This is a genomic window from Streptomyces cavernae (assembly GCF_004023625.1).
Lineage (GTDB): Bacteria > Actinomycetota > Actinomycetes > Streptomycetales > Streptomycetaceae > Streptomyces > Streptomyces cavernae.
On record NZ_RPDJ01000016.1, the window covers coordinates 67450 to 89100 of the forward strand.

The window sequence follows — 21651 nt, forward strand, 5'->3', positions numbered from 1 at the left end:
CTTCGGTGCGCCTCTCAGTCGGCGTACGCCACGGCGTCCTTCTGCAGTTGCACGGCCGCCAGGAGGCTCAACTGCGGCTCCGCCCTGCGCAGCTCTTTGAGCGCATCGAGCGATGCGGGGTCTCCCGTGAATCCGACGGCGGCCAGCCGGGAGCTCACCCAGCGGGCGCGCAGTTGTGCTTCGGAGGCTGCCGCGGTGGACTCGACGAGCGCGGCGGCTCGTTCCAGGGCCGGGCGGTCCTCGGGCGAGGCCTCGGCGAGCGCTTCGCGCAGGGCCGCCGCGACGACGTCCGAGTCCCGGACGAGCAGTACGTAGTCGTTCTTCTTGTTCAGTCCCAGCATGTGGATCATGCTGGGACTCGGATCCCTTGCTACTCAAGCAACTTGAGGAGTTTCAGAGGCTGGGCCGCCGATCCGCTCGGCAGGTCCGGCGACTGCGCGGCGGAGGCTCCGGAGACCTTGACCATTCGTGTCGCCTCAGCACACTCCGCCGAGGCAGAAGGAGCCGACCGCCGTTTCGAGGACCTCCCGCTGCTCGGGCCACGCGTCGGCCGGCCCGGAGGCAAGCACGACGTAGAGTTCACCGGCGTCGGCGTCGGCGTGGATGACGCGGTCCAGGGTGCGCAGTTCCAGCCCCCACTTCTCGCTCCGGGAGGAGTAGTCCAGCTCGGCCGCCTCGCCCCGGTCGTCGGCGACGCCGGCCAGGCTGTTGCGCCGATAGTCCGGAGCCCGCTGCTTCAGGTCCTTCTCGGCGGTCCTGAGCGTGCCCAGCGGGGTGGCGTCCGGCTCGGTGACCCGGAAGACCTGCAGATAGCGCGGTCCACCGCCGGGCTCCTCGTAGAAGTACACGGTGACACCCTCGAGTCCGGACTGCGTCCGCTGCTGCCAGCTCTCCGGTACGACGATGTCGAACTCTCCTTCGGAGACGGCCCGGTAGCCCGGCGGAGGTTCGGCGGAGGACTCGGACGGCGACGCGGACGTTCCCTGCGTGGTCCCACCGGACTCCGACGGGGCGGACTGGGTCGCGCCGCCGGGTTCGCCGCCCGGGTCGGGGGCGGCGGTCGTCGGCGCGGTGGAGACCTTGGGCCGGGCGTCGTCCCGACGGGAGCCGTCCTCGCGGCCCCACAGGTACCAGCCACCCAACCCGGCCCCGGCGCCCACCAACACGGCGGCGGTCAACACCACGACCACCTTGTCCACGGGACGGCGCCAGGGACGGCGGAGGCCGGGTCCGGTCCCGGGCCCAGTCCCAGTCCCCGTCCCGGGACCAGGATCAACACCAGGACTGAGGCCGGGGACGGAGCCGATGCCGACGACCGGCCCAGGGCCGAGATCCGGACCGGGACCGAGACCGGGATACGAGCCGGGAGTCGGGCTTCCGGGATACGAGCCGGAACCAAGGCCGGCACCGGAACCGGAACCGGGGCCAGCACCGGCACCGGGGCCAGGACCGGCACCGGCACCAGAACCGACGCCCGGACCGGAACCAGAACCGAGGCCAGGACCGGAACCAGAACCGAGGCCAGGACCGAGACCGGGTCCGAGACTGGGGCCTGGTCCGGGACTGGATCCGGAGCCGGGACGCGGTCCGACACCGGAACTGGGGCCGGGCCCGGGGCCGGGTCCGGGGCCGGGCCCGGGGCCGGGTCCGGGGTCGGACCCGGGTGTCGGCTCGAATCCGGGTCGGGGCGGGGGCGGTGGGGTGCAGGGCCCCTGCCCCGTGCCCGTGTCCCAGCGCTGGGTGTCCGGGTTCCAGTACACCTCGACCCGGCCCGGACCCCCCTCGCCCTCGCCCTCGCCCTCCAATGCCACGCTCAGCTCCCCGACAGTGTGCCGACCACCTGAGCGACCGCGGCCGCCGAGGCGAGCAGGCCGGTCAGCGCTCCCGCGTCCGCGAGGGCCTGCCGGATCCGGGCGAGCCGCCCCTGCCCGGCCCGGCCCGTCTCCTCGATCTCGGCCTCGGTGTCGGCGAGTTCCCGGTCCAGTGCGGCCGTCTGGTCACTGGTGACCAGTCGGCCGAGGTCGGCGCGGAGTTCGCGCACCGCGCGCAGCAACTCCTCCTGCGCGGGGTCCCGTTGCGGCACACCAGCGCCCGGCTGGTTGACGACGTTGTTCCCGTCGCCGATCGCGAACGCCCCCTGCACATTGCTGACGTGGATGCCGCCCTTGTCGGCGCTCGGTCCCTCAGCCATTCCCATCCGCTCCCGCCTTGTTCTGCGCACTTGGCGCACTCGGCGCACTCGGCGTGCGCGGCGTGCCCGACGCACTCCGCGCCCCCGGCGCCGGACTGTTGGTGATCACGTTGTTGTCTCCGATGGCGAACGCCCCCGGCACGTTCTCAATCAGCGTGCTGCCGCCGCTGACGTTCACGATCTTCTGCGCGAACTCGTCGGTCCGGTAACCGGAGTCCTTCAGCACCTGCTTCACGCCCTGCGCGACACGGTCCTGGATCGACTTCAGATAGCGGCTGATGTCCATCTCCTGGAAGAGCGAGGCGTGATCGCCCGAACCCAGCTCACGGACCGAACCGGCGGGGCCGTCCGGCAGCGCCGAGCCGTTGCCCGCGGTGAGTATCCGCCAGGTCACGGCGGCGCCACGGCCCAGCGTCAGCAGCGCCAGGACCATCGAACGCGGAGTCCGCGCCAGCGCCCAGACCGCCTTGCCGAACGCGCTGTTGTGGCGGTACTGGTGCGCCACGCGGTCCGCGTCCTGGAAGTCGGCGCGCACCGGCAACAGGACGTGCGGGGCGATCTCCAGCATCAGCATGCCGCCCTGGGTGTGCACCCGGACGAAGACGGACGTGACGACCTCCTCCTCCCAGCCGCCGACCCGGGCCCGCAGGAAGTGCCGCCGGGCCTCTCCGCCCTCCTCGACGGACTCGGCGCGGTGCGCCAGGAACGCGTCCGGGTGGTACGGCGCCAGGTCGCGCCGCGGCAGCCCGGCCACCGGCAGGAACACGCACTCGTCGAGTTCGAGACGGCGCAGCCGGTCCCGGACCGCGCCCCCGGCATGCGGCGAGGGCAGCCGCAGCCGGGCAAGGAGTTCGTGCACCTTGCCCAGGATGATCTGGTTGTTGACCGGTCGCGGCGGCTCGGCGCGATCCGGGTCCGGCCGCAGTTCCACGGCGAGCGTCCAGGCGTCGTACGCGTGCCCGGCGCCCCGGAAGGGCCGTGCCGCCCGGTACATCACCAGCGGAGAGTGCTGTTCGAGCCGGATCCGCTGCCGCAGCCGCTGGAAGCGCCGCCCCTCGAAGCGCTCGGCCGGGTCGCCGGCCATGTCACCGAAGCGCGTCGGGTGCAGTTCGTTCGCCAGGGACCGGGCGAACTGCCCACGCTGCGCCGCGACGCACGCCGCCACCAGCAGCAGGACCACGAGAGCGGCCCAGGCGCGGAACGGCTCGACGTACACGGCGCCGGACACGCCCGTCAGCCCGGCGAGGAAGTCGGGCACGAGAACCTCGATGAGTTCGGCGAGCTCCGTTCCGTCACCGGCACCGAAGGCGGTCTGCGCCATCACGACCAGGGACAGGACCAGGACGAGCCGCCCCCACCAGCGCAGCCACCAGGCCGGTAGCCGCCGGTACCACGGGGGTTGCTCCTGCGCGCCACGGATCCACGCGGCGGCGGCCAGCATCAGGCACGGCAGCAGGAAGACGATGAGGACGTACTCGGTGACGGGGAGCCCCACCACCCACAGTCCCAGGATCACGGCCGCCCAGCCGAGTTCGATGCGCCGGGCACGCAGGGCGTGCGCCAGGACACGGGCCGCGTCACAGCCCAGTGAGGGCGCTGCGATGCGTTCCTCGTGGACGTACAACTCCTCGATGACCGCGTCGCGGTACGCCGCGTCGAGATAGGTGCCCGCACACAGCAGCCGGGTCGCCTCGCTCGCGCCGGGCGGCACACCGCTCTCGTCCGGGCGAGCCGCGTGCGACTGCCCCGACGACGGCTGCTGCGGCTGCTGCGGAACCTGGAACGTCTGCGTCAACGCTGCTCCCCCGAGGCGTGAACTACCGTACGCAACGCACTGATTGCCGTGTGCGACTGCACAGCTTAGGGGACCGGCGGGAGTCCCGGCGCGTGGTTTGCGGCGCGGGGAAGTCTGTGCACGGTGCCTTCGCATACGCCACAGGAGCGTCACAGGAAGTCCCGCGGAAACGACACGGCCCCGGGCCGGGAAACCCGGACCGGGGCCTGTGCACCGAGTTCTGTGGGATCAGATCAGGCCGAGGGCGCGCACCGCCTCGCGCTCCTCCTCCAGCTCCTTCACCGAGGCGTCGATGCGGGCGCGGGAGAAGTCGTTGATCTCCAGGCCCTGGACGATCTCGTACGTGCCGTCCTTGGTGGTGACCGGGAAGGACGAGATCAGTCCCTCGGGCACACCGTACGAGCCGTCCGACGGGATACCCATGGAGACCCAGTCACCCTCGGGGCTGCCGTTGACCCAGGAGTAGATGTGGTCGATGGCGGCGTTGGCGGCGGAGGCGGCCGACGACGCGCCACGGGCCTCGATGATCGCGGCACCGCGCTTGGCGACGGTCGGAATGAACTCGTCGGCGAGCCACTGCTCGTCGCTGACGACCTGGGCGGCGTTCTTGCCGGCGACCGTGGCGTGGAAGATGTCCGGGTACTGGGTCGCGGAGTGGTTGCCCCAGATGGTCAGCTTCTTGATGTCGGCGACCGTGGCGCCGGTCTTCTTCGCGAGCTGCGTCAGCGCGCGGTTGTGGTCGAGGCGGGTCATCGCGGTGAACCGCTCGGCCGGTACGTCCGGTGCGGCGGCCTGGGCGATGAGCGCGTTGGTGTTGGCCGGGTTGCCGACGACCAGGACCTTGATGTCGTCCGCGGCGTGGTCGTTGATGGCCTTGCCCTGCGGCTTGAAGATGCCGCCGTTGGCCTCGAGGAGGTCACCGCGCTCCATGCCCTTGGTACGGGGGCGGGCGCCGACCAGAAGCGCGACGTTGGCTCCGTCGAAGGCCACGTTGGGGTCGTCGGAGATGTCGATGCCCTGGAGCAGCGGGAAGGCACAGTCGTCGAGCTCCATGGCGGTGCCCTCGGCGGCCTTCAGTGCCGGGGTGATCTCCAGCAGGCGCAGCTTGACCGGCACGTCCGCGCCGAGCAGCTGGCCGGAGGCGATGCGGAAGAGCAGGGCGTAACCGATCTGGCCGGCCGCGCCGGTGACGGTGACGTTCACGGGAGTGCGGGTCATGGCGTTCTCCGTATGACAGCTGGCGGTGGGGCGTCCCTGCCCCGGGTGCTGGATCCCTTTCCGCGTCCGTCCGGGCTACCGATCAAGCGTACGACCAAGGTGCTCGCGCGTGCGTTTGATCGATCTCTCGGCGTCAAGAGAGATCCGGTCGTCAGGCTATCGCGCATCCGTCATCCCGGACGGCCGGGGATGTGTGGCCCGTCCCACAACAACACGAAGAAGCGGCCGCCCGCCCGGGAGAGAGGGCGTGGCGACCGCGTGGGGTACCGGAAGGGGCAGGAGGGCGATGTCATGGCGCCGACCCTCCCACCCCGCACCGGATCCCGTGGGGGTACCGTCCGCCTGCCCCGTCGGAAGCCGGGCATGCCCCTTCGATCCGAAGTATCCGAAGTATTTGGAGAACGAGGCCGCAAGGCCGATGCGGGCGTGCGGGGGCGGCAGCCCAAGACAGGGGCCCCTGCCCGGGCGAAGCGGAGAGCTCGGGGGAGGCGGGGGGAGGGAGGGAGCCGGACCGGCCGGAGGAACGGGCCGGTCCGGGAGGGGAGTACTACTCGGTGCAGCCCGTCTCACCGGTCTTCAGCGTGGCGCACGCCTTCGCGTCACCCTTGCCCTTCACGGCCACCATGGGCGTGTAGGCGTCGGTGTCCGTCTTGACCGAACCCTGCTGATCGTTCGCCCCGGAGGAGCTGACCGTCACCTGGTCGCCCGCGGCGGCCTGGGTGATCCGGGCCCAGGCCGCGTTGCACGTCTTGCTGTAGCGGACCTCGATGCGGGCGGTGCCCACCGTTGCGGTGCTGGCGGTCGTGGCCAGCTCACCGCCACAGCCCATGTCCTCCGGGTCCTGCCCGGTGCAGTCCTCGCCACTGCACTTGACCCCCGCCGGCAGCTCGGGAGCGGTGCTCGCCGTGGGGGAGGGCGTCTCCGGCGCGCTCTCGTTCTTCGTGACGCCCCCACCCTTGGTGAGGAAATACGCCGCGGCGAACAGCACGAGCACGCCGACGACTCCGGCGAGGAACATGGAGAACCGGCGCTTGCCACGCTGTTTGCCCGAGTCGGCCCGACGCGGCGCACCGGGTGCGCCACCGGAAGGTGCCGTCGCACCCCGGCCGCCACCAGGGGCGGAGCCGTTGCCGTACGGCCTGCCGTACGCGGGGGAGCCGGCGGAGCCGCCGTATCCGGAGCCGGCGCCGTACGACGCCCCCTCCCGGTCGTGGGCGGACGGCTGCGACGGCACACTCGGCGAAACGCCCGCCGGCCCCGCCACGCCGGGCGTCGCCGTGGCGCTGCGCCCGGCCTTGCCGTTGCGGCCCTTGGACGGCGGCGCACCGAACTCGCTGAGCGCGGCGCGCGCCTGCGAGATACGGATCGCCTCCATCGTCATGTCGTGCCGCATCTCGGAGCGGCTCCACGCCCGCTCCGCCAGCTCCCACATCGTCGTGAGGTGCACGGGATTGGTGCCGGTGACCTCGGCCAGCGCGACGATCGCGCCCTTCGGCGCGAGGAGCCGGCCGTTGAGATAGCGCTCCCAGGACGTCTTGCTGTAGCCGGTGCGGTCGGAGACCGCGGCTATGCTCAGCCCGCTGCGGTCCACGAGTCGCCGCAGCTGGCTGCAGAACTCGCGTACCTGCGGATCGAGTTCATCGGGCAAGGCCTTCCAACGGGCCATTGCTTCCCCCCTCTTTCCCCCCGAATGGTGCCAGTATCTTTCCCGTGCGTGACGCCCTGTGCCGAGCCCTTCTCCGGTTACCCAGTGGGGGGCGTCCAGACAGGATCCCAGTTCCCGGGGTGGGGGCGCACGGAAGTGTGTCAGACCTGGGGCATGCACCGTTGCACGCCTGCTGGCCTGCGGTCCAGTCTCCCACCGACTTCCCATAGCACCGCACGGAACCCCTGCTCATCGCGAGGGACGCCCCGGAGCGTCCCAATTGAACAGGTTAGCGGCGTTGTCGAACTCGATCAGCGTAAATCCTTGAACTTGTCAATACATCGACACAACAAGACCACGGATGCAACCCCAGTGGCCACTTCAGCGCTCGGCGGGCACACGAGCGACGATGTCGCCCGGGTCCGCCAACTTGCCTCCACATCGGACCGGTCATCCGTATATCACGTGATCGGCCGTCCGTATTACTTGGCAGGTCATCCGTACCACCTGACGAGTTATTGACCTCTTTCTGACGGTTCATCCGCGGCATCACCCGAAAGTGAGCGCGCCCGCCAGGGCGATGACGTTCGAAGTGACGGCGGAGAAGGGTGATTCGGTTCCGCAACGCCGCCCGGCCAACAGTCCGTAGCGGAATGGTCACCTCCGTGCCACAGCGAACGGACAGGTGTTGTGACCGGGATGGCACGTCCATGACTCTGGTCTCCCGGGCGCTGCAGCGCTCGGGACGGTGCCCGTCCTCCCACGGGGGAGAGGACGGGCACCGGTTTTTCCCCCGCAGAGCGCTCACTGGCGGCTTTCCTGCGGCGCCGTCGTCCGTGCACCGAATCCGAACGGGTCCTCGTCAGCGGATCGTCGTCAGCGGATCGTGAAGTGCAAGGCGTCGTTCAGGAACGGGATCTTCAGCCAGGGATCGGGCTGCGCCATCAGGGCCAGCAGCACGATGGCGGTGCCGAGCACGCCGTAGGTGACCAGGTCCGTGAAGCGGGAACGGACCGCGAGCATGCCCACGTCGGGCAGGATCCAGCGCAGTACGGCCCCGACGACCAGAGCGGCGCCGATCAGGAGCGTCCCGACCCGGAACGTGTCCAACGCGGTGAGCAGCAGCCCGAGTCCGACGGTCGCGAGCACCACGAGAATGGGCCACTGGCGTGCCGGAGCCGGGGCGTCCCGCGAGGCCGCCCGGCCGCCGCCCTCGGGGCGTGCGGTGTCCCGGGTGAACAGCGGGAACCGCCGAGTGGTGCGCCGCGGCGTGCCTTCGGCGTCCGGCGCACTGATCGCGTCCCGCACGGTGAGCTCGGGCTCGGCCTCGTTCACCGAGACGCCCGTTGCCTCGGGCCCGGCCCCGTTCGCCGAGACGCCCGTTGCCTCGGGCCCGGCCCCGTTCGCCGAGACGCCCGTCGTTGCGGGCCCGGCCCCGTTCGCTGAGATGCCCGGTGCCGCTTCGGCGGGGCCATGCTCCTGGGAGACGTGCGACCCCGCACCCGGCCCCCCGGAGGAAGGCCGCTCGCCGGACCCCGTCTCCGCGTGCGTCCGCCGCCTCGTCGCGGGCGGCTCCGTGTCCGTCCGCCGCTCCGCTGCGGGCGTCCCTGCCTTCGCCCCGCGGCCCGCCGCGGACGACCCTGGTTCGGCGGCCGGCCCTGATTCGGCGGCCGACGGGCGACCGGCCCCGGGTGTCACGGCAACGCGGCCCTCACGTCCCGCCGGATCCGCCTGCCTCGCCGGATCCGGCTCATCCGCGTCGCCCGACCGCCCCGCCGCAGGCGCCACACCCTCGGCGCGGTCGGCGCGGTCGGCGCGCTCGACACTGTCGGCGTCGGCGCCCCGCCGCCGCGCCGTCACAGACGCCCCGCGGTCAGCCCGATCCGCTCCGCCGGGCCGGTCGGCCCGGTCCGCCGGCCGCTCCGCCGCGGGCACCCGCTCGGGCCTGTCCTCAGCCGACACTGCGCTCCGCCGCCTCGACCACGTTGACGAGCAGCTGCGCACGGGTCATCGGGCCGACCCCGCCCGGGTTCGGGGAGATCCAGCCCGCCACCTCGGCGACTCCCGGGTGGACATCGCCCACGATCTTGCCCTCGGCGTTGCGCGAGACGCCGACGTCCAGCACGGCCGCGCCGGGCTTCACGTCCTCCGGGCGGATCAGGTGCGCCGAGCCCGCCGCGGCCACGATGATGTCGGCGCGCTTGAGGTGCGAGGCGAGATCACGCGTGCCCGTGTGGCACTGCGTCACCGTCGCGTTCTCGCTGCGTCGCGTCAGCAGCAGCGGCATCGGGCGCCCGATGGTCACGCCCCGGCCGACCACGACGACCTCGGCTCCCTTGATCTCCACCCCGTGGCGACGCAGCAGCGTCAGCACGCCGTTGGGGGTGCAGGGCAGCGGGGCGGGCTCGTTGAGGACGAGCCGGCCCAGGTTCATCGGGTGCAGCCCGTCCGCGTCCTTGGCCGGGTCCATCAGCTCCAGGATGCGGTTCTCGTCGATGCCCCTGGGGAGGGGCAGTTGCACGATGTACCCCGTGCACGCGGGGTCCTCGTTCAGCTCCCGGACGACGGCCTCGATCTCCTCCTGCGTGGCGGTCGCGGGCAACTCCCGCTGGATGGAGGCGATGCCGACCTGCGCGCAGTCGCGGTGCTTGCCCGCGACGTACTTCTGGCTGCCCGGGTCGTCACCGACCAGGATCGTCCCGAGGCCGGGCGTGACGCCCTTCTCCTTCAGGGCCGCCACGCGGACGGTCAGATCGGACTTGATCGCGGCTGCGGTGGCCTTGCCATCGAGAATCTGGGCGGTCATGGCTCCATCCTCGCGGATGACCCGGTCCGGTTCCAATCGGCCCCGGCACTGTCCCGACCTCCCGGCCCGGTCCCCCGTCGACGGCGAGATCCCGCAGGTTGCAGCTGCACAACACCTGAACCCGTGGTCTGGACAAGGACTACCCACCCTAGAACGATGAACGGCGCACAATCGCGGTCAGTGTTGGGGGGCAAAACCGCTCGAAACACGACGTTCCTCCGCGCCCATCCGCGTAGTCCCCGCTTTTGTCAACGGAGGAAACCCGCAATGAGTTTCGGCGCGCCCAACGACCCCTACGGTCAGCCGCAGAACCCGCAACAGGGCTACGGCTACCCCCAGCAGGGCCAGCAGCCCGGCTACGGCTACCCCCAGCAGGGCATCCCGCAGCAGCAGGGCTACGGCTACCCGCAGCAGCCGGGCTACGGCGTCCAGCCGCCCTACGCGAACTGGGGGCAGCGGGTCCTCGGCACCCTGGTCGACATGCTGGTGTTCGCCGTCCCCTACGTCCTCGTGATCCTGGGGAACGGGCGCGCCTCCACGCTCCTGGTGGCGGTCGGCGCCATCGCCCTCCTCGCCATCGCGATCTGGCAGCTGATCCAGGAGGGCCGCACCGGCCAGACGATCGGCAAGAAGGCGCTGGGCATCCGTCTGGTGCGGGAGCGCGACGGGCAGCCGCTCGGAATCGGCATGGCGTTCGTCCGCCGGATCGCCCACTTCCTGGACAGCATCGCGTGCTACGTCGGCTGGCTGTGGCCGCTGTGGGACTCCAAGAGGCAGACGTTCGCGGACAAGGTCTGCTCGTCGATCGTGATCAAGACGCAGTGAGCCGCTGAGCGCGGCAGCGGTGTCTTCCGCCCGCCACACGTGCCCGGGGCAGTGTCACGGTGTGACACTGCCCCGGCGCCTTTCCGGCTCTTCGTTGCTCTTCGTCCTGCCGGCACTTGGTCTAACCGGCTCTGCGTCCCGGCGTCTCGGCGTCCTGGCGTCCCGGTGTCCTGGCGTCCCGGTGTCCTGGCGTCCCGGTGTCCTGGCGTCCCGGTGTCCTGGCGTCCCGGTGTCCTGGCGCCCGGCCGTCTCGCGTCAGTGGAAGAAGTGACGCGTTCCGGTGAAGTACATCGTGATGCCGGCCTTGGCGGCGGCCTCCACCACCAGTTCGTCGCGGACCGAACCGCCGGGCTGGACAATGGCCTTCACCCCAGCGGCACCCAGGACGTCGATGTTGTCCGGGAAGGGGAAGAAGGCGTCGGAGGCGACGTAGGAACCCCGCGCCCGCTCGGCCCCGGCCCGCTCGACGGCGAGCTTGCAGGAGTCCACCCGATTGACCTGCCCCATCCCCACGCCGACCGAGGCACCGTCCTTGGCGAGCAGGATCGCGTTGGACTTCACGGCGCGGCACGCCCGCCAGGCGAAGGCCAGTTCGGCCAGTTCCGCCGCGGAGAGCGCCTCACCCGTGGCCAGGGTCCAGGAGGCCGGGTCGTCGCCCTCGGCCTGCAGCCGGTCGGTGACCTGCAGCAGCGCCCCGCCGTCGATCTGCTTGAGCTCCGCGGGGTTCGACGGGCCGTCAGGGGCCTTCAGCACCCGGATGTTCTTCTTCTTGGTGAGGGCGTCGAGTGCGCCCTCCTCGTAGTCGGGCGCGACGATGACCTCGGTGAAGATCTCCGCGACCTGCTCGGCCATCTCCTTGCTGACCGGGCGGTTGACCGCGATCACCCCGCCGAACGCGGAGAGCGGGTCACAGGCGTGCGCCTTGCGGTGCGCCTCGGCGACGTCCGCGCCGACCGCGATGCCGCAGGGGTTGGCGTGCTTGATGATCGCGACGCAGGGCTCGTCGTGGTCGTACGCGGCACGGCGCGCGGCGTCCGTGTCCGTGTAGTTGTTGTACGACATCTCCTTGCCGTGCAGCTGCTCCGCCTCCGCGAGGCCGCTGCCACTGCCGTCGACGTAGAGGGCGGCGGGCTGGTGCGGGTTCTCGCCGTAGCGCAGGGTGCTCTTGCGCTCGAAGGTGGCGCCGAGGAAGTCGGGGAAGACGGATTCGTCCACGGGCGCGTACGAGCTCGCGAACCACGACGCGACCGCGACGTCGTACGCGGCGGTGTGCTGGAAGGCCTCCGCGGCGAGCCGCTTGCGCGCGGTGAGGTCGAACCCGCCGTCGCGGACCGCGGCGAGCACGTCGGCGTACCGCTCGGGGCTGGTGACCACGGCGACGGACGGGTGGTTCTTGGCCGCGGCGCGGACCATGGAGGGGCCGCCGATGTCGATCTGCTCGACACACTCGTCGGGGGTGGCGCCGGAGGCGACGGTCTCACGGAACGGGTAGAGGTTGACGACGACGAGGTCGAAGGGCTCGACGCCGAGTTCGGCGAGCTGCTGCCGGTGGTCGTCGAGACGCAGGTCGGCGAGGATGCCCGCGTGCACCTTCGGGTGCAGCGTCTTGACCCGGCCGTCCAGGCACTCGGGGAAACCGGTGAGCTCCTCGACCTTGGTGACCGGCAGGCCGGCCGCCGCGATCCGTCCGGCGGTGGAGCCGGTGGAGACGAGCTCGACACCGGCCTCGGCGAGGCCGCGGGCGAGGTCCTCGAGCCCGGTCTTGTCGTAGACGCTGACCAGCGCCCGACGGATGGGCCGCTTGGTGTTCGTACCTTCGACGGTCACGGGATAACTACCTTTCGTCCCTCAATGCGATGGCCGTGGCGGGCGAGCCGCCCGACGACATCGACGAGCAGTCTTCGCTCGACTTCCTTGATGCGCTCGTGCAGAGCGACACCCTCGTCTTCGTAGTCCTCGTCCCGGACCTCCACCACGCCCTGGGCGATGATCGGTCCGGTGTCGACGCCGTCGTCGACGAAGTGGACGGTGCAGCCGGTGACCTTCGCTCCGTACGCCAGCGCGTCACGCACGCCATGCGCCCCCGGGAAGCTCGGCAGCAGGGCGGGATGGGTGTTGACGAACCGCCCGCCGAACCGCGCGAGGAACTCCTTGCCCACGATCTTCATGAAGCCCGCGGAGACCACGAGGTCGGGCTCGTACGAGGCGACGGCCTCGGTGAGGGCGGCGTCCCACTCCTCGCGACTGCCGTAGTCCTTGACCCGGCGGACGAAGGTGGGCAGACCTGCGCGCTCGGCACGCGCGAGCCCCTCGATTCCGGCGCGGTCGGCGCCGACGGCCACGACCTCGGCTCCGTACGCCTCTTTGCCCTCCTGCTCGACGGCGTCGAGGAGTGCCTGCAGGTTCGTTCCGGATCCGGATACCAGGACGACGAGTCGCTTGGCCACGGGCTTGGCGGCCACGGTGGGGCCCTTTCTCGGGAAGCTGTGTGTACGGCCGGCTTGTACTTTCGTACAAAGGCTTCGTGCCCCTGGATACAGGGAAGTCTACGAAGCGGTCGACCGTCAGCAACGATACCGGCACACCGGGCCGCCCCCACGGGACGGGGGCGTGGCCGGAAGGTAGCGTCTGTGGCGTTCCGCCGGGGAACGCCGTGTGCGCACGGGACGTTCACCACAGGACGGGTAAGCACCAGCCAGAGACCCAGTCAGTTCCGACCGGATCCGCCGAGATCCACCAAGGGGAAGACGCACACCTGATGCCGGACCGCAGCCTCCGACTCCACGCCGTCCTCCCGCCCTTCCCGCAGTCGTCTCAGCCCCGGACCGGGCTTGCGCGGGCAGCCGAGCGGGAGCCGATGCCGCCTGCGGTTCTCGCACCGGGCGGAGGGATCCTCTGGCGCGAGGGCCGGCCCTCCACTCCGGTACCGCCCCGGGAGAACTCCTCCGAGGGAGGGGGCTCCGGCGAACCCGGGGGCTCGGGGAGCACGGGGGGTGGGCAGTCGTCGGGCGGCGAGCGGTCCGGCTCCGGGCAGGCCCCGGCCGACGACAACCCCTTCGCCCCGCCGCCGGAGGGAACGCCCGACCGTCCGTGGCAGCCGCGACGCCCCGCCGGCGGTGGTGACGACGACGAGCAGGACGAGGGGCGCTCGCCCTGGGGCAGTCAGTGGAGCGACCGGCAGCCCGGCCGGTCGTCGGGCGGGGTGTTCGGGGAACGACCTCGACAGGGTGGCCCCGAGGGCCCGAGCGGGGGCCCCAACCTCCGCTGGGACCCGGCGGATCCGGCCCAGCGGCGTGCGCGCTACGCCCTCCTGGCCGGAATGTGGGCCTTCTTCTTCGCCCTCTTCAGCTGGCCGTACGTGGCCCTGCTGCTGGGTGCCCTGGCCGTCTACTGGGGCGCAAGCGCCCTGCGGTCCAAGCCCCGCACGCCCGACCCGTCGACCCCGCCCGGGGAAACCAAGCCGCAGCGGACGGCGGCGGTGAGCGGCCTGGTGACGGCCTCCCTGGCCCTGCTCCTGGTGGCCGCCACCTTCGCGGCCCAGCTGGTCTACCGCGACTACTACACGTGCGTGAACGACGCCCTGACCAACGCCTCCAAGCAGACCTGCGACAGGCACCTTCCGAAGGAGCTGCGGGGGGTGCTGGGAGCCGAGGGCTGAGCGTTTCGCCCGCGCCCGCCCCCGCCCGCCGCACCGTCCGTCCGACCGCCGCACCGTACCGCCCGTCCGCCGCACCGTTCCGCGACGCAGGCGCGCGCCGCAGCCGTCCAGCGGCGGCCGTCCGACGCACGGGGGAGCGTTCATGCCCCCTCGGGCCGATCCGGCGGCTCGGGCTGCTCCGGCCGCTCCGACCGCTCCGACCGCTCCAGCACTTCCGGCCGCTCAAGCGGCTCCGGCAGATCCGACCCATTCGCTCGAGCCGCCTGGCCCAGCGGCTCCACTGATGCCACTGGCTCCAGCGGCTCCAGCGGCTCCAGCGGCTCCAGCGGCTCCAGCGGCTCCAGCGGCAAGAAGTCATAAGGCTCCAACGCCGTGTCCGCACTCTTCGACACGGACGGAGACGGTCCCGGGCGGGCCTTCGTCCGGCCGGGCGCCGTCCCACCCCGTCGGGGCAACCACCACAACGACGACCGCACGCGGAACGACCGCTCCCCACGGCCGCGGCCACGCCGCCCACGCAGCCGCCACGCTCGTACCCCGAGAGCCACCGGCACGCCCACCGCCACCGTCCACGACGCCGCCGCAGCTCCCGTCGCCCACCACACGGGCCCGAAGTCCGCCAGCGTCCCCACTCCCAGCCGCCCGCCCGCCAGCGCGGCGAGCCCCGCACACCCCGCCCCGGCCAGCAGCCCTGCCAGCCCGGTCACCCCGGCCGTCCGTCCCGCGGACCACACGGCCCCCCGCTCACCGTCACCCGACACTGTCGAGGGCGCGGGCGCGGGCGCGCGGGCAGGTACCCCCACCCGCAGCACCCCCCAGGCGACGGCCACCCCGCCCGCCAACGGCACCACCCCGACGACCCACCCGGCCACCACACCCGGCCCGGGCCCCGGCACCGCGGCCAGCAATGGCAGCGGAGGCAGCAACGGCGCCGGATCGGACGCGAACGGATGCACGCCATGGCCGGTGCCGAGCAGGAACCCGGGACCCAGCGCGTAGGCCATCGCCCAGACCGCCGCGTTCGGCACCAACGTCAGACACAGCAGCAGCACCGCGAACCGCCCCGACCACCCCTCGGCGAGCTGGCCGAACGCGTCCCGAACCGCTCCCCCGTGCCACACCACCGAGACCCCCGCCAGCACCGCGCCGCCTCCTACCAGCACGGCCATCCCGGCCCCGGCACCCCGCAGTGCGGGGGCAAGGCACCCGCGAAGCCGTCCGGCCGAATCGGGACACAGCCGCCCCGCGGAATCGGCGCGCAGCCACCCACCGGAATCAGAGCGCAGCCACCGGCCGGAATCGGAGCGCAGCCGCTCCGCGGAGTCCGACCGCAGCCATCGGCCGGAATCCGGCGGCAGCTCTCGTTCCGTGGCAGGCGACTCGCCCGGGGTCCGCCCGCCCTCCGCCCATGCCCCGGCCCCGGCGGCCGCCGCCACAACCATCGGCAGGGACGTTCCCACCCCCACCCACGACGGCGGCAGCGCACCCCCGGCCGCGTACGCCGCCACCGCACCGGCCACCGCGAGATAACCGGCGACCACCCCGCCCCACACGGCACGCGCCGACCCCTCCGTGGCCTCCCGGGTGTCCCGGGCCGCCCGGTGCAGCAGCGTGACCGGGACCGTGGCCAGCAGCAACGGCGTCACCCCCACCGGCGCCGAGGCCCCGGACAGCGTCTCCGTCCGGACCAGTTCCACACCGTGCGCCAGCAGCCACAGCGACGCGGCCATGTGCAGTGCCCCGCCCGGACCGCTGTCCGGATACGGCGAGCTGACCCACAGCACCATCACCAGCACGGCGGCCGAGCCGAGTCCGAGCCCGGCCGCGACCACACCCGCGAGCAGACCGGCGACCGGTCCGGGTGAGCGCTCGCGCCACCGGGTGTGCTGCGAGGTCGACGACGACTGGACGCGGTCGCTGAGGTGGGTCACGACCGTCATGCTCCCAACGGCAGCCGTTTTCGCCTCGTAACGGACGAACACTCGCCGTGTCGATCAATATGCACTTATGTGCTTTTTCATGCGAAGGGCCGTTCCCTGAGCCCGTTCAGCCCAGCCATGACACCGAGTCAGGCCTTCACACCACGTCAGGCCTTCACACCGAGTCAGGGCTTCGACAGAGGCCCCACTGGCGCCTGGCACGGCTGTGCGGGGCGTGCCGCCGCTGGTGCCCGCCGGTCCGGTCTCCGCCGCCCAGGTGGCACTGCACGCGGCGCTCCGCGCGCGCCTCGACGGCGGGCCGGAGCGGCTGCTGTCACAGGCCCGGTGACGACGACGGGCCCGCACCCCTGGCGAGGGGTGCGGGCCCGCTGCTCGTGCGACCCCACGGCCCGCGCGTGTGCGCGCGACCTGGGGTCCATACGCGTTGTGCAGTGCGCGTGCAGTGCCTGTGCAGAGCCTGCAGTGCGTTTGCATGTGCACCCGCGTACGTGCGCTACGCGTATGCGTGCGCGCGTCCGGACCGTCCGGCCGTGCGCTACGCGTATGCGTGCGCGCGTCCGGACCGTCCGGCCGTGCGCTACGCGTATGCGTGCGCGCTTCCGGACCGTACCGGCGTCAGCCCGCGAGGATCTCGCGGGCCAGCTTCGCCGTCTCGGTCGGGGTCTTGCCGACCTTCACACCGGCGGCCTCGAGGGCCTCCTTCTTGGCCTGGGCCGTGCCGGAGGAGCCGGAGACGATGGCGCCGGCGTGGCCCATGGTCTTGCCCTCGGGCGCGGTGAAGCCGGCGACGTAACCGACGACCGGCTTGGTCACGTTGGCCTTGATGAAGTCGGCCGCGCGCTCCTCGGCGTCGCCGCCGATCTCACCGATCATCACGATCAGGTCGGTGTCGGGGTCGGCCTGGAACGCGGCGAGCGCGTCGATGTGGGTGGTGCCGATGATCGGGTCACCGCCGATGCCAACGCAGGAGCTGAAGCCGATGTCACGCAGTTCGTACATCATCTGGTACGTCAGCGTGCCGGACTTCGACACCAGGCCGATGCGGCCCGGCTTGGTGATGTCGGCCGGGATGATGCCGGCGTTCGACTGACCGGGGGTGATCAGGCCGGGGCAGTTCGGGCCGATGATGCGGGTCTTGTTGCCCCTGGCCTGGGCGTGCGCCCAGAAGGAGGCCGTGTCGTGGACGGCGATGCCCTCGGTGATGACGACCGCGAGCGGGATCTCGGCGTCGATGGCCTCGACGACGGCGTCCTTGGTGAACTTCTCCGGGACGAAGATGACCGTGACGTCGGCGCCGGTCTTCTCGATCGCCTCGGCCACGGTCCCGAAGACCGGGATCTCCGTGCCGTCGAAGTCGACGGACGTGCCCGCCTTGCGCGGGTTGACACCGCCGACGATGTTCGTGCCGGAGGCCAGCATGCGCTTGGTGTGCTTCTGGCCCTCGGAGCCGGTCATGCCCTGGACGATGACCTTGGATTCCTTGGTGAGGAAGATAGCCATGGTTGTGTTTGACCTCGTCCCTTACTTCGCGGCAGCAGCCAGCTCGGCGGCCTTGTCGGCCGCGCCGTCCATGGTGTCCACCTGCTGCACGAGCGGGTGGTTGGCGTCCGTCAGGATCTTGCGGCCCAGCTCGGCGTTGTTGCCGTCGAGACGCACGACCAGCGGCTTGTTGACCTCTTCGCCCTTGCTCTTCAGGAGCTCCAGGGCCTGAACGATGCCGTTGGCGACGGCGTCGCAGGCGGTGATGCCGCCGAAGACGTTGACGAAGACGGACTTGACGTCCGGGTCGCCCAGGATGATCTCCAGGCCGTTCGCCATGACCTCGGCCGAGGCGCCGCCACCGATGTCGAGGAAGTTGGCGGGCTTGACGCCCTTGTGGGCCTCACCGGCGTACGCGACAACGTCGAGGGTGGACATGACCAGACCGGCACCGTTGCCGATGATGCCGACCTCGCCCTCGAGCTTCACGTAGTTGAGGTTCTTGGCCTTGGCCGCGGCCTCGAGGGGGTTGGCCGCCGCCTTGTCCTCGAGCTCCTCGAAGTCGGGGTGACGGAACTCGGCGTTCGCGTCCAGCGAGACCTTGCCGTCGAGGGCCAGGACGTCACCGGAGGCGACCTTGGCGAGCGGGTTCACCTCGACGAGGAGGGCGTCCTCGGCGATGAACGTCTTCCACAGGATGACCAGGACGTCGGCGACCTTGTCGGCCACCTCGGCCGGGAACTGCGCCGCGGCGACGATCTCCTGGGCCTTCTCCTTGGTCACGCCCTCGTTGGCGTCGACGGGGATCTTGGCGAGCTTCTCGGGCGTGGTGGCCGCGACTTCCTCGATGTCCATGCCGCCGGCGACGGAGGCCATGGCCAGGAAGGTGCGGTTCGTGCGGTCGAGGAGGTAGGAGACGTAGTACTCCTCGACGATCTCCGGAGCCGTCTCGGCGATCATCACCTTGTGGACCGTGTGGCCCTTGATGTCCATACCGAGGATGTCCGTCGCCCGGGCAACTGCCTCGTCCGGGGTGGCGGCCAGCTTCACGCCGCCGGCCTTGCCGCGACCACCGACCTTCACCTGGGCCTTGACGACCGACTTGCCGCCCAGCCGCTCGGTGATCTCGCGCGCCGCCTCAGGCGTGTCGATGACTTCACCGGCCAGCACCGGTACACCGTGCTTGGCGAAGAGGTCCCTCGCCTGGTACTCGAACAGGTCCACGCGCTTCCGTCCCTATCAGTGATCTAGCGGTTCGTTGGATGCGTGGGCGTGCCGCGAAGGGCAACGTGACGACGTCCGCTGTGTGTCACAAGGAAGGCGCACACGGTGTCCGAGCGCGCGGCATGTCCGTCTCGCAGATTATCCCCGGTCGGCGTGGCTCCCTAAATCGCATCTCACAGATGAGCGGTGATTACGGTCACAGAGCGGGCCTCACCGGGCGGGGGCACGCCTGGTGAGACCCCTCGAAGGGCCCGTAAGGCCTCATGGCGGGCGGTTTCCGTCCCCGGGAAACCGCCCCCTCAGCGGCCGGTGCGCGACCGGACGAGGCGACGGATTTCGGCCGTCCGGCCGCGCGGCATCGGCGGGGTCCGCGCCTCTGACTCCCTCCGGAGGCCGGTCGGAGTCAGAGGCTTCTCAGACTCGGCTCAGATGCTGTACGGGGCGGCGTGCTGGGCGTACGGCCGCACATAGCTCGGGGTGACCGCGTCGGCCACGCCCTCGACACCCGTGACGGCGTTGTCCGCGAGCGGCTGGGCGCCGGCCTCCACGGTGCCGGTGAGGCCGGCCGCGAACGGGGCGGCATCGCCGGTCACGACGTCCTGCGCGAACGGGGTGACGTCCGTGACCACACCGTGCGCGAGCGGCCGCACGTCGCCCGCGAGTCCGTGTGCCAGGCCCGCGGCGCTTCCGCCGACGCCCTGGACGACGGGGCTCACCTGGTCGCTGACGGTCCGCACCAGCGGGTCGGCGGAGTCGACGACACCGCCCGCGAACGGGGTGACGTCACCGGCGACGAGATCCTGCGCGAAGGGCGCGGCCTGACCCGCGACACCGTGCGCGAACGGCGGCACTTCGGCGGCCACGCCGCCCGCGAACGGCCGGACGTCGCCGACCACAAGGCCGGCCAGAGCGGTCGCATCGCCGACGGCCTGACCGGCGACGGGGACCGCACCGTGCACGGCCGTGGCGGCGATGGGCGGCAGCGCGGCGGCCGCCGTCTCGTCGACGACCGGGCCCGCGGTCCCGCCGACGCCCTGGACCGTGCCGGGCGCCTCGGCGACTGCGGACTGGGCCTTCGCGGTGAGGGCCCGCTCCACCTCCGGGGCGAAGGCGGAGAGTGGACCGAAGAGGTAGTCGATCTCGTCGGTGGCACCCGAGACGGTGTCCTGGGCGTGGGCGGTGACCCCCACGCCGGCCTCCTTGGCCTCGGCGGCGGCCTTCGGAGCGGTGGTCGCGGTCTTCTGGGCGGTGGTGACCGTCCTGTGGGCAGCGGCTGCGGTCTTCTTGGCGCTGGCTGCCGTCTGCTGGGCGGTCGCTGCCGTCTGCTGGGCGGTCGCTGCCGTCTGCTGGGCGGTGGCTGAGGTCGCCTGCGCCTTGGCGGCCGTCTGCGAGACGGCGGACTTGGCGTGGCCGGCCGGGTTGGAGACCTCCACGTGGGCGCCGGCGGCGTGACCGGCCGTGCTGTGCGCGGCGACGGCGTCGGCGACGTCAGCGACGCCGGTGTCGGTGTCCGGCACGGACAGGGACGGCTGCGGCAGTTCGTCCGCGCCGGCGGCGGTAGAACCGAGCGCCCACGCGCCGGTGACCCCGGCGGCTATGACGATGGAGCGGCGGATGTTCTTGTTCATACGTGCGTCATTCCTTCGGAATTCCGAGAATTCCGGCCCTGGTCGAGGAAATCAGGACGTCGATGTCCCTTTGCGATGACGGTGACGAGCGACCAGTGACCGGGATGGCTGTCCGTCCGGAGATCGGAGGGATGTCCGGACGGCGGGCAGACCTGATCCCGCCCCCGCGCGGCAGGTCTCTGCGCGGGTGGATCTGCCCTAGCCGGGGAATTCCGGTATGTCCTGGTGGCGTTCGCGGGTCGCGTGCGCGGCGGCCCGGGCCACTGCCCCGTATGCGAGCCGCACGGTCATGTGCTGATCGAACGAGACGGCGTGCGCGTCGGAGTGCCGCGTGGACCCGTTGTCGACGGCGGACCGACCGCCGAGCGCACCTGCGGGATCCTCACCGGGTGCCTGGCGAGCGGGCCGGTGCGTGTCCCGCTGCGGGCTGCCGGAGGGCCGCGCATGTGCGCTCGGCACCAACAGCCAACCGCCTGTGAACTGCGGTCCGTACGAGGCGGGGGCCGCGCCGCGGCTCCCCTCTTCGCTGCGCGTCGCGCTGTCGGCTTTGCCGCCCGGCCCACCCGTTCCGTCCCCTGGATGGGGGTTGGTGACCACCGGCGGGAGGGGCTCCGGGATATCGGGAAGTTCCGGCAGCCCCGGTATCCCGGGCATCCCGGGTATCCCGGGTATCCCGGGAACTCTCGGAAGAGCAGACAGCGCCGGCAAGTGCGCGGGTACGTCGGCGACCTCGCCGCTGACCCTCTCCACGAGGTCCCCGACAGGCCGTACGACCTCGTCGCCCGCAGGCCTCACCGCTCCCGTCGCTCGCGTCGCCCCCTCGGCCGAGCGCTCGACCTCACGCTCGACCGACCGCGCGACACCGTCCCGCACCGGCTGCACCACTCTGTCGTCCGCACGCCGCACGACACCCTGGACTTCGGACCTGTCCGTCGAACCGGACGATGCCTTCGTGTTGCCCAGGGGTTGCCCCGGTGCCGCCCGGTGGTTCACGACGGGCCGGACGACCTGCTCCACCGCGGACTTCGCAGAAGGAACGATCCCCGAGGAGGCCCCGCCCGAGTCCGCCTGCGCCTGCCCGCCCCAGATGAAACCGAGCGTCACCAATCCGCCCAACAGCAGCACCACTTGCGTCACACGCCGACCCGCGGTACTGCGCATGCTGCGCAGTACGGCACCGGTCAGTGCTGCTGAAGCAGTCAAAACGAGGAAGGCTCCCGTACTGGGGTGGGGGACGAACGC

17 protein-coding genes are annotated in these 21651 nt (G+C 71.6%); 2 read left to right on the forward strand and 15 right to left on the reverse strand.

From position 1 onward, the window contains the following. Window positions 1-14: 14 nt before the first annotated feature. The 8 genes from EF387_RS26470 to EF387_RS26505 form a co-directional block, all read right to left on the reverse strand. Window positions 15-341, reverse strand: a complete 327-nt coding sequence (locus EF387_RS26470) for a hypothetical protein (RefSeq protein ID WP_420802621.1) — start codon at window positions 339-341, stop codon at window positions 15-17. A gap of 135 nt (window positions 342-476) precedes the next feature. Further along, window positions 477-1199: a hypothetical protein gene (locus tag EF387_RS26475; protein ID WP_128379109.1), complete on the reverse strand. Its 723-nt coding sequence runs from the start codon at window positions 1197-1199 to the stop codon at window positions 477-479. A 614-nt stretch (window positions 1200-1813) separates the two neighbouring features. Continuing rightward, window positions 1814-2191, reverse strand: coding sequence for a hypothetical protein (locus EF387_RS26480; RefSeq protein WP_128379110.1), 378 nt, complete (start codon window positions 2189-2191; stop codon window positions 1814-1816). Beyond that, window positions 2184-3986 (reverse strand): hypothetical protein, encoded by a 1803-nt coding sequence (locus tag EF387_RS26485; protein ID WP_128379111.1) that lies wholly within the window; start codon window positions 3984-3986, stop codon window positions 2184-2186. The genes EF387_RS26480 and EF387_RS26485 overlap by 8 nt, the downstream gene beginning before the upstream one ends. A gap of 228 nt (window positions 3987-4214) precedes the next feature. Then, window positions 4215-5204: a malate dehydrogenase gene (locus tag EF387_RS26490; RefSeq protein ID WP_128379112.1), complete on the reverse strand. Its 990-nt coding sequence runs from the start codon at window positions 5202-5204 to the stop codon at window positions 4215-4217. Window positions 5205-5751: 547 nt separating this feature from the next. Beyond that, window positions 5752-6870, reverse strand: coding sequence for an XRE family transcriptional regulator (locus EF387_RS26495; RefSeq protein WP_128379113.1), 1119 nt, complete (start codon window positions 6868-6870; stop codon window positions 5752-5754). Window positions 6871-7725: 855 nt separating this feature from the next. Next, complete coding sequence (locus tag EF387_RS26500) at window positions 7726-8184, reverse strand: DUF3017 domain-containing protein (RefSeq protein ID WP_128379114.1); 459 nt, start codon at window positions 8182-8184, stop codon at window positions 7726-7728. 616 nt (window positions 8185-8800) lie between these two features. Continuing rightward, window positions 8801-9655 carry a bifunctional methylenetetrahydrofolate dehydrogenase/methenyltetrahydrofolate cyclohydrolase gene (locus tag EF387_RS26505; RefSeq protein ID WP_128379115.1) on the reverse strand — a complete coding sequence of 285 codons (855 nt, stop codon included), beginning with the start codon at window positions 9653-9655 and terminating at the stop codon, window positions 8801-8803. 267 nt (window positions 9656-9922) lie between these two features. Between EF387_RS26505 and EF387_RS26510 the strand changes: the two genes are divergently transcribed. Next, entirely contained in the window at window positions 9923-10480 is a 558-nt protein-coding gene (locus EF387_RS26510; RefSeq protein WP_128379116.1) for an RDD family protein, read from the forward strand. A gap of 255 nt (window positions 10481-10735) precedes the next feature. On the opposite strand, the gene purH is transcribed toward EF387_RS26510, so the two are convergent. Further along, entirely contained in the window at window positions 10736-12307 is a 1572-nt protein-coding gene (purH, locus tag EF387_RS26515) for a bifunctional phosphoribosylaminoimidazolecarboxamide formyltransferase/IMP cyclohydrolase (protein WP_128379117.1), read from the reverse strand. Then, a complete protein-coding gene (purN, locus tag EF387_RS26520) occupies window positions 12304-12942 on the reverse strand; it encodes a phosphoribosylglycinamide formyltransferase (protein WP_128379118.1) in 639 nt (212 codons plus the stop codon). The genes purH and purN overlap by 4 nt, the downstream gene beginning before the upstream one ends. A 296-nt stretch (window positions 12943-13238) precedes the next feature. Between purN and EF387_RS26525 the strand changes: the two genes are divergently transcribed. Further along, window positions 13239-14138 carry a hypothetical protein gene (locus EF387_RS26525; protein WP_128379119.1) on the forward strand — a complete coding sequence of 300 codons (900 nt, stop codon included), beginning with the start codon at window positions 13239-13241 and terminating at the stop codon, window positions 14136-14138. 140 nt (window positions 14139-14278) lie between these two features. Here the strand turns inward: EF387_RS26525 and EF387_RS26530 are convergent, their stop codons facing one another. The 5 genes from EF387_RS26530 to EF387_RS26550 form a co-directional block, all read right to left on the reverse strand. After that, on the reverse strand, window positions 14279-16078 hold the full coding sequence (locus EF387_RS26530; RefSeq protein ID WP_128379120.1) for a cell division protein PerM: 1800 nt from the start codon (window positions 16076-16078) through the stop codon (window positions 14279-14281). A 615-nt stretch (window positions 16079-16693) separates the two neighbouring features. Next, window positions 16694-17578 carry a succinate--CoA ligase subunit alpha gene (gene sucD / locus EF387_RS26535; RefSeq protein WP_128379121.1) on the reverse strand — a complete coding sequence of 295 codons (885 nt, stop codon included), beginning with the start codon at window positions 17576-17578 and terminating at the stop codon, window positions 16694-16696. Window positions 17579-17599: 21 nt separating this feature from the next. After that, entirely contained in the window at window positions 17600-18781 is a 1182-nt protein-coding gene (gene sucC, locus EF387_RS26540; RefSeq protein WP_128379122.1) for an ADP-forming succinate--CoA ligase subunit beta, read from the reverse strand. Between the two features lie 425 nt (window positions 18782-19206). Then, window positions 19207-20409, reverse strand: coding sequence for a hypothetical protein (locus EF387_RS26545; protein WP_128379123.1), 1203 nt, complete (start codon window positions 20407-20409; stop codon window positions 19207-19209). Between the two features lie 198 nt (window positions 20410-20607). Then, complete coding sequence (locus tag EF387_RS26550; RefSeq protein ID WP_128379124.1) at window positions 20608-21570, reverse strand: hypothetical protein; 963 nt, start codon at window positions 21568-21570, stop codon at window positions 20608-20610. Window positions 21571-21651: the final 81 nt, after the last annotated feature.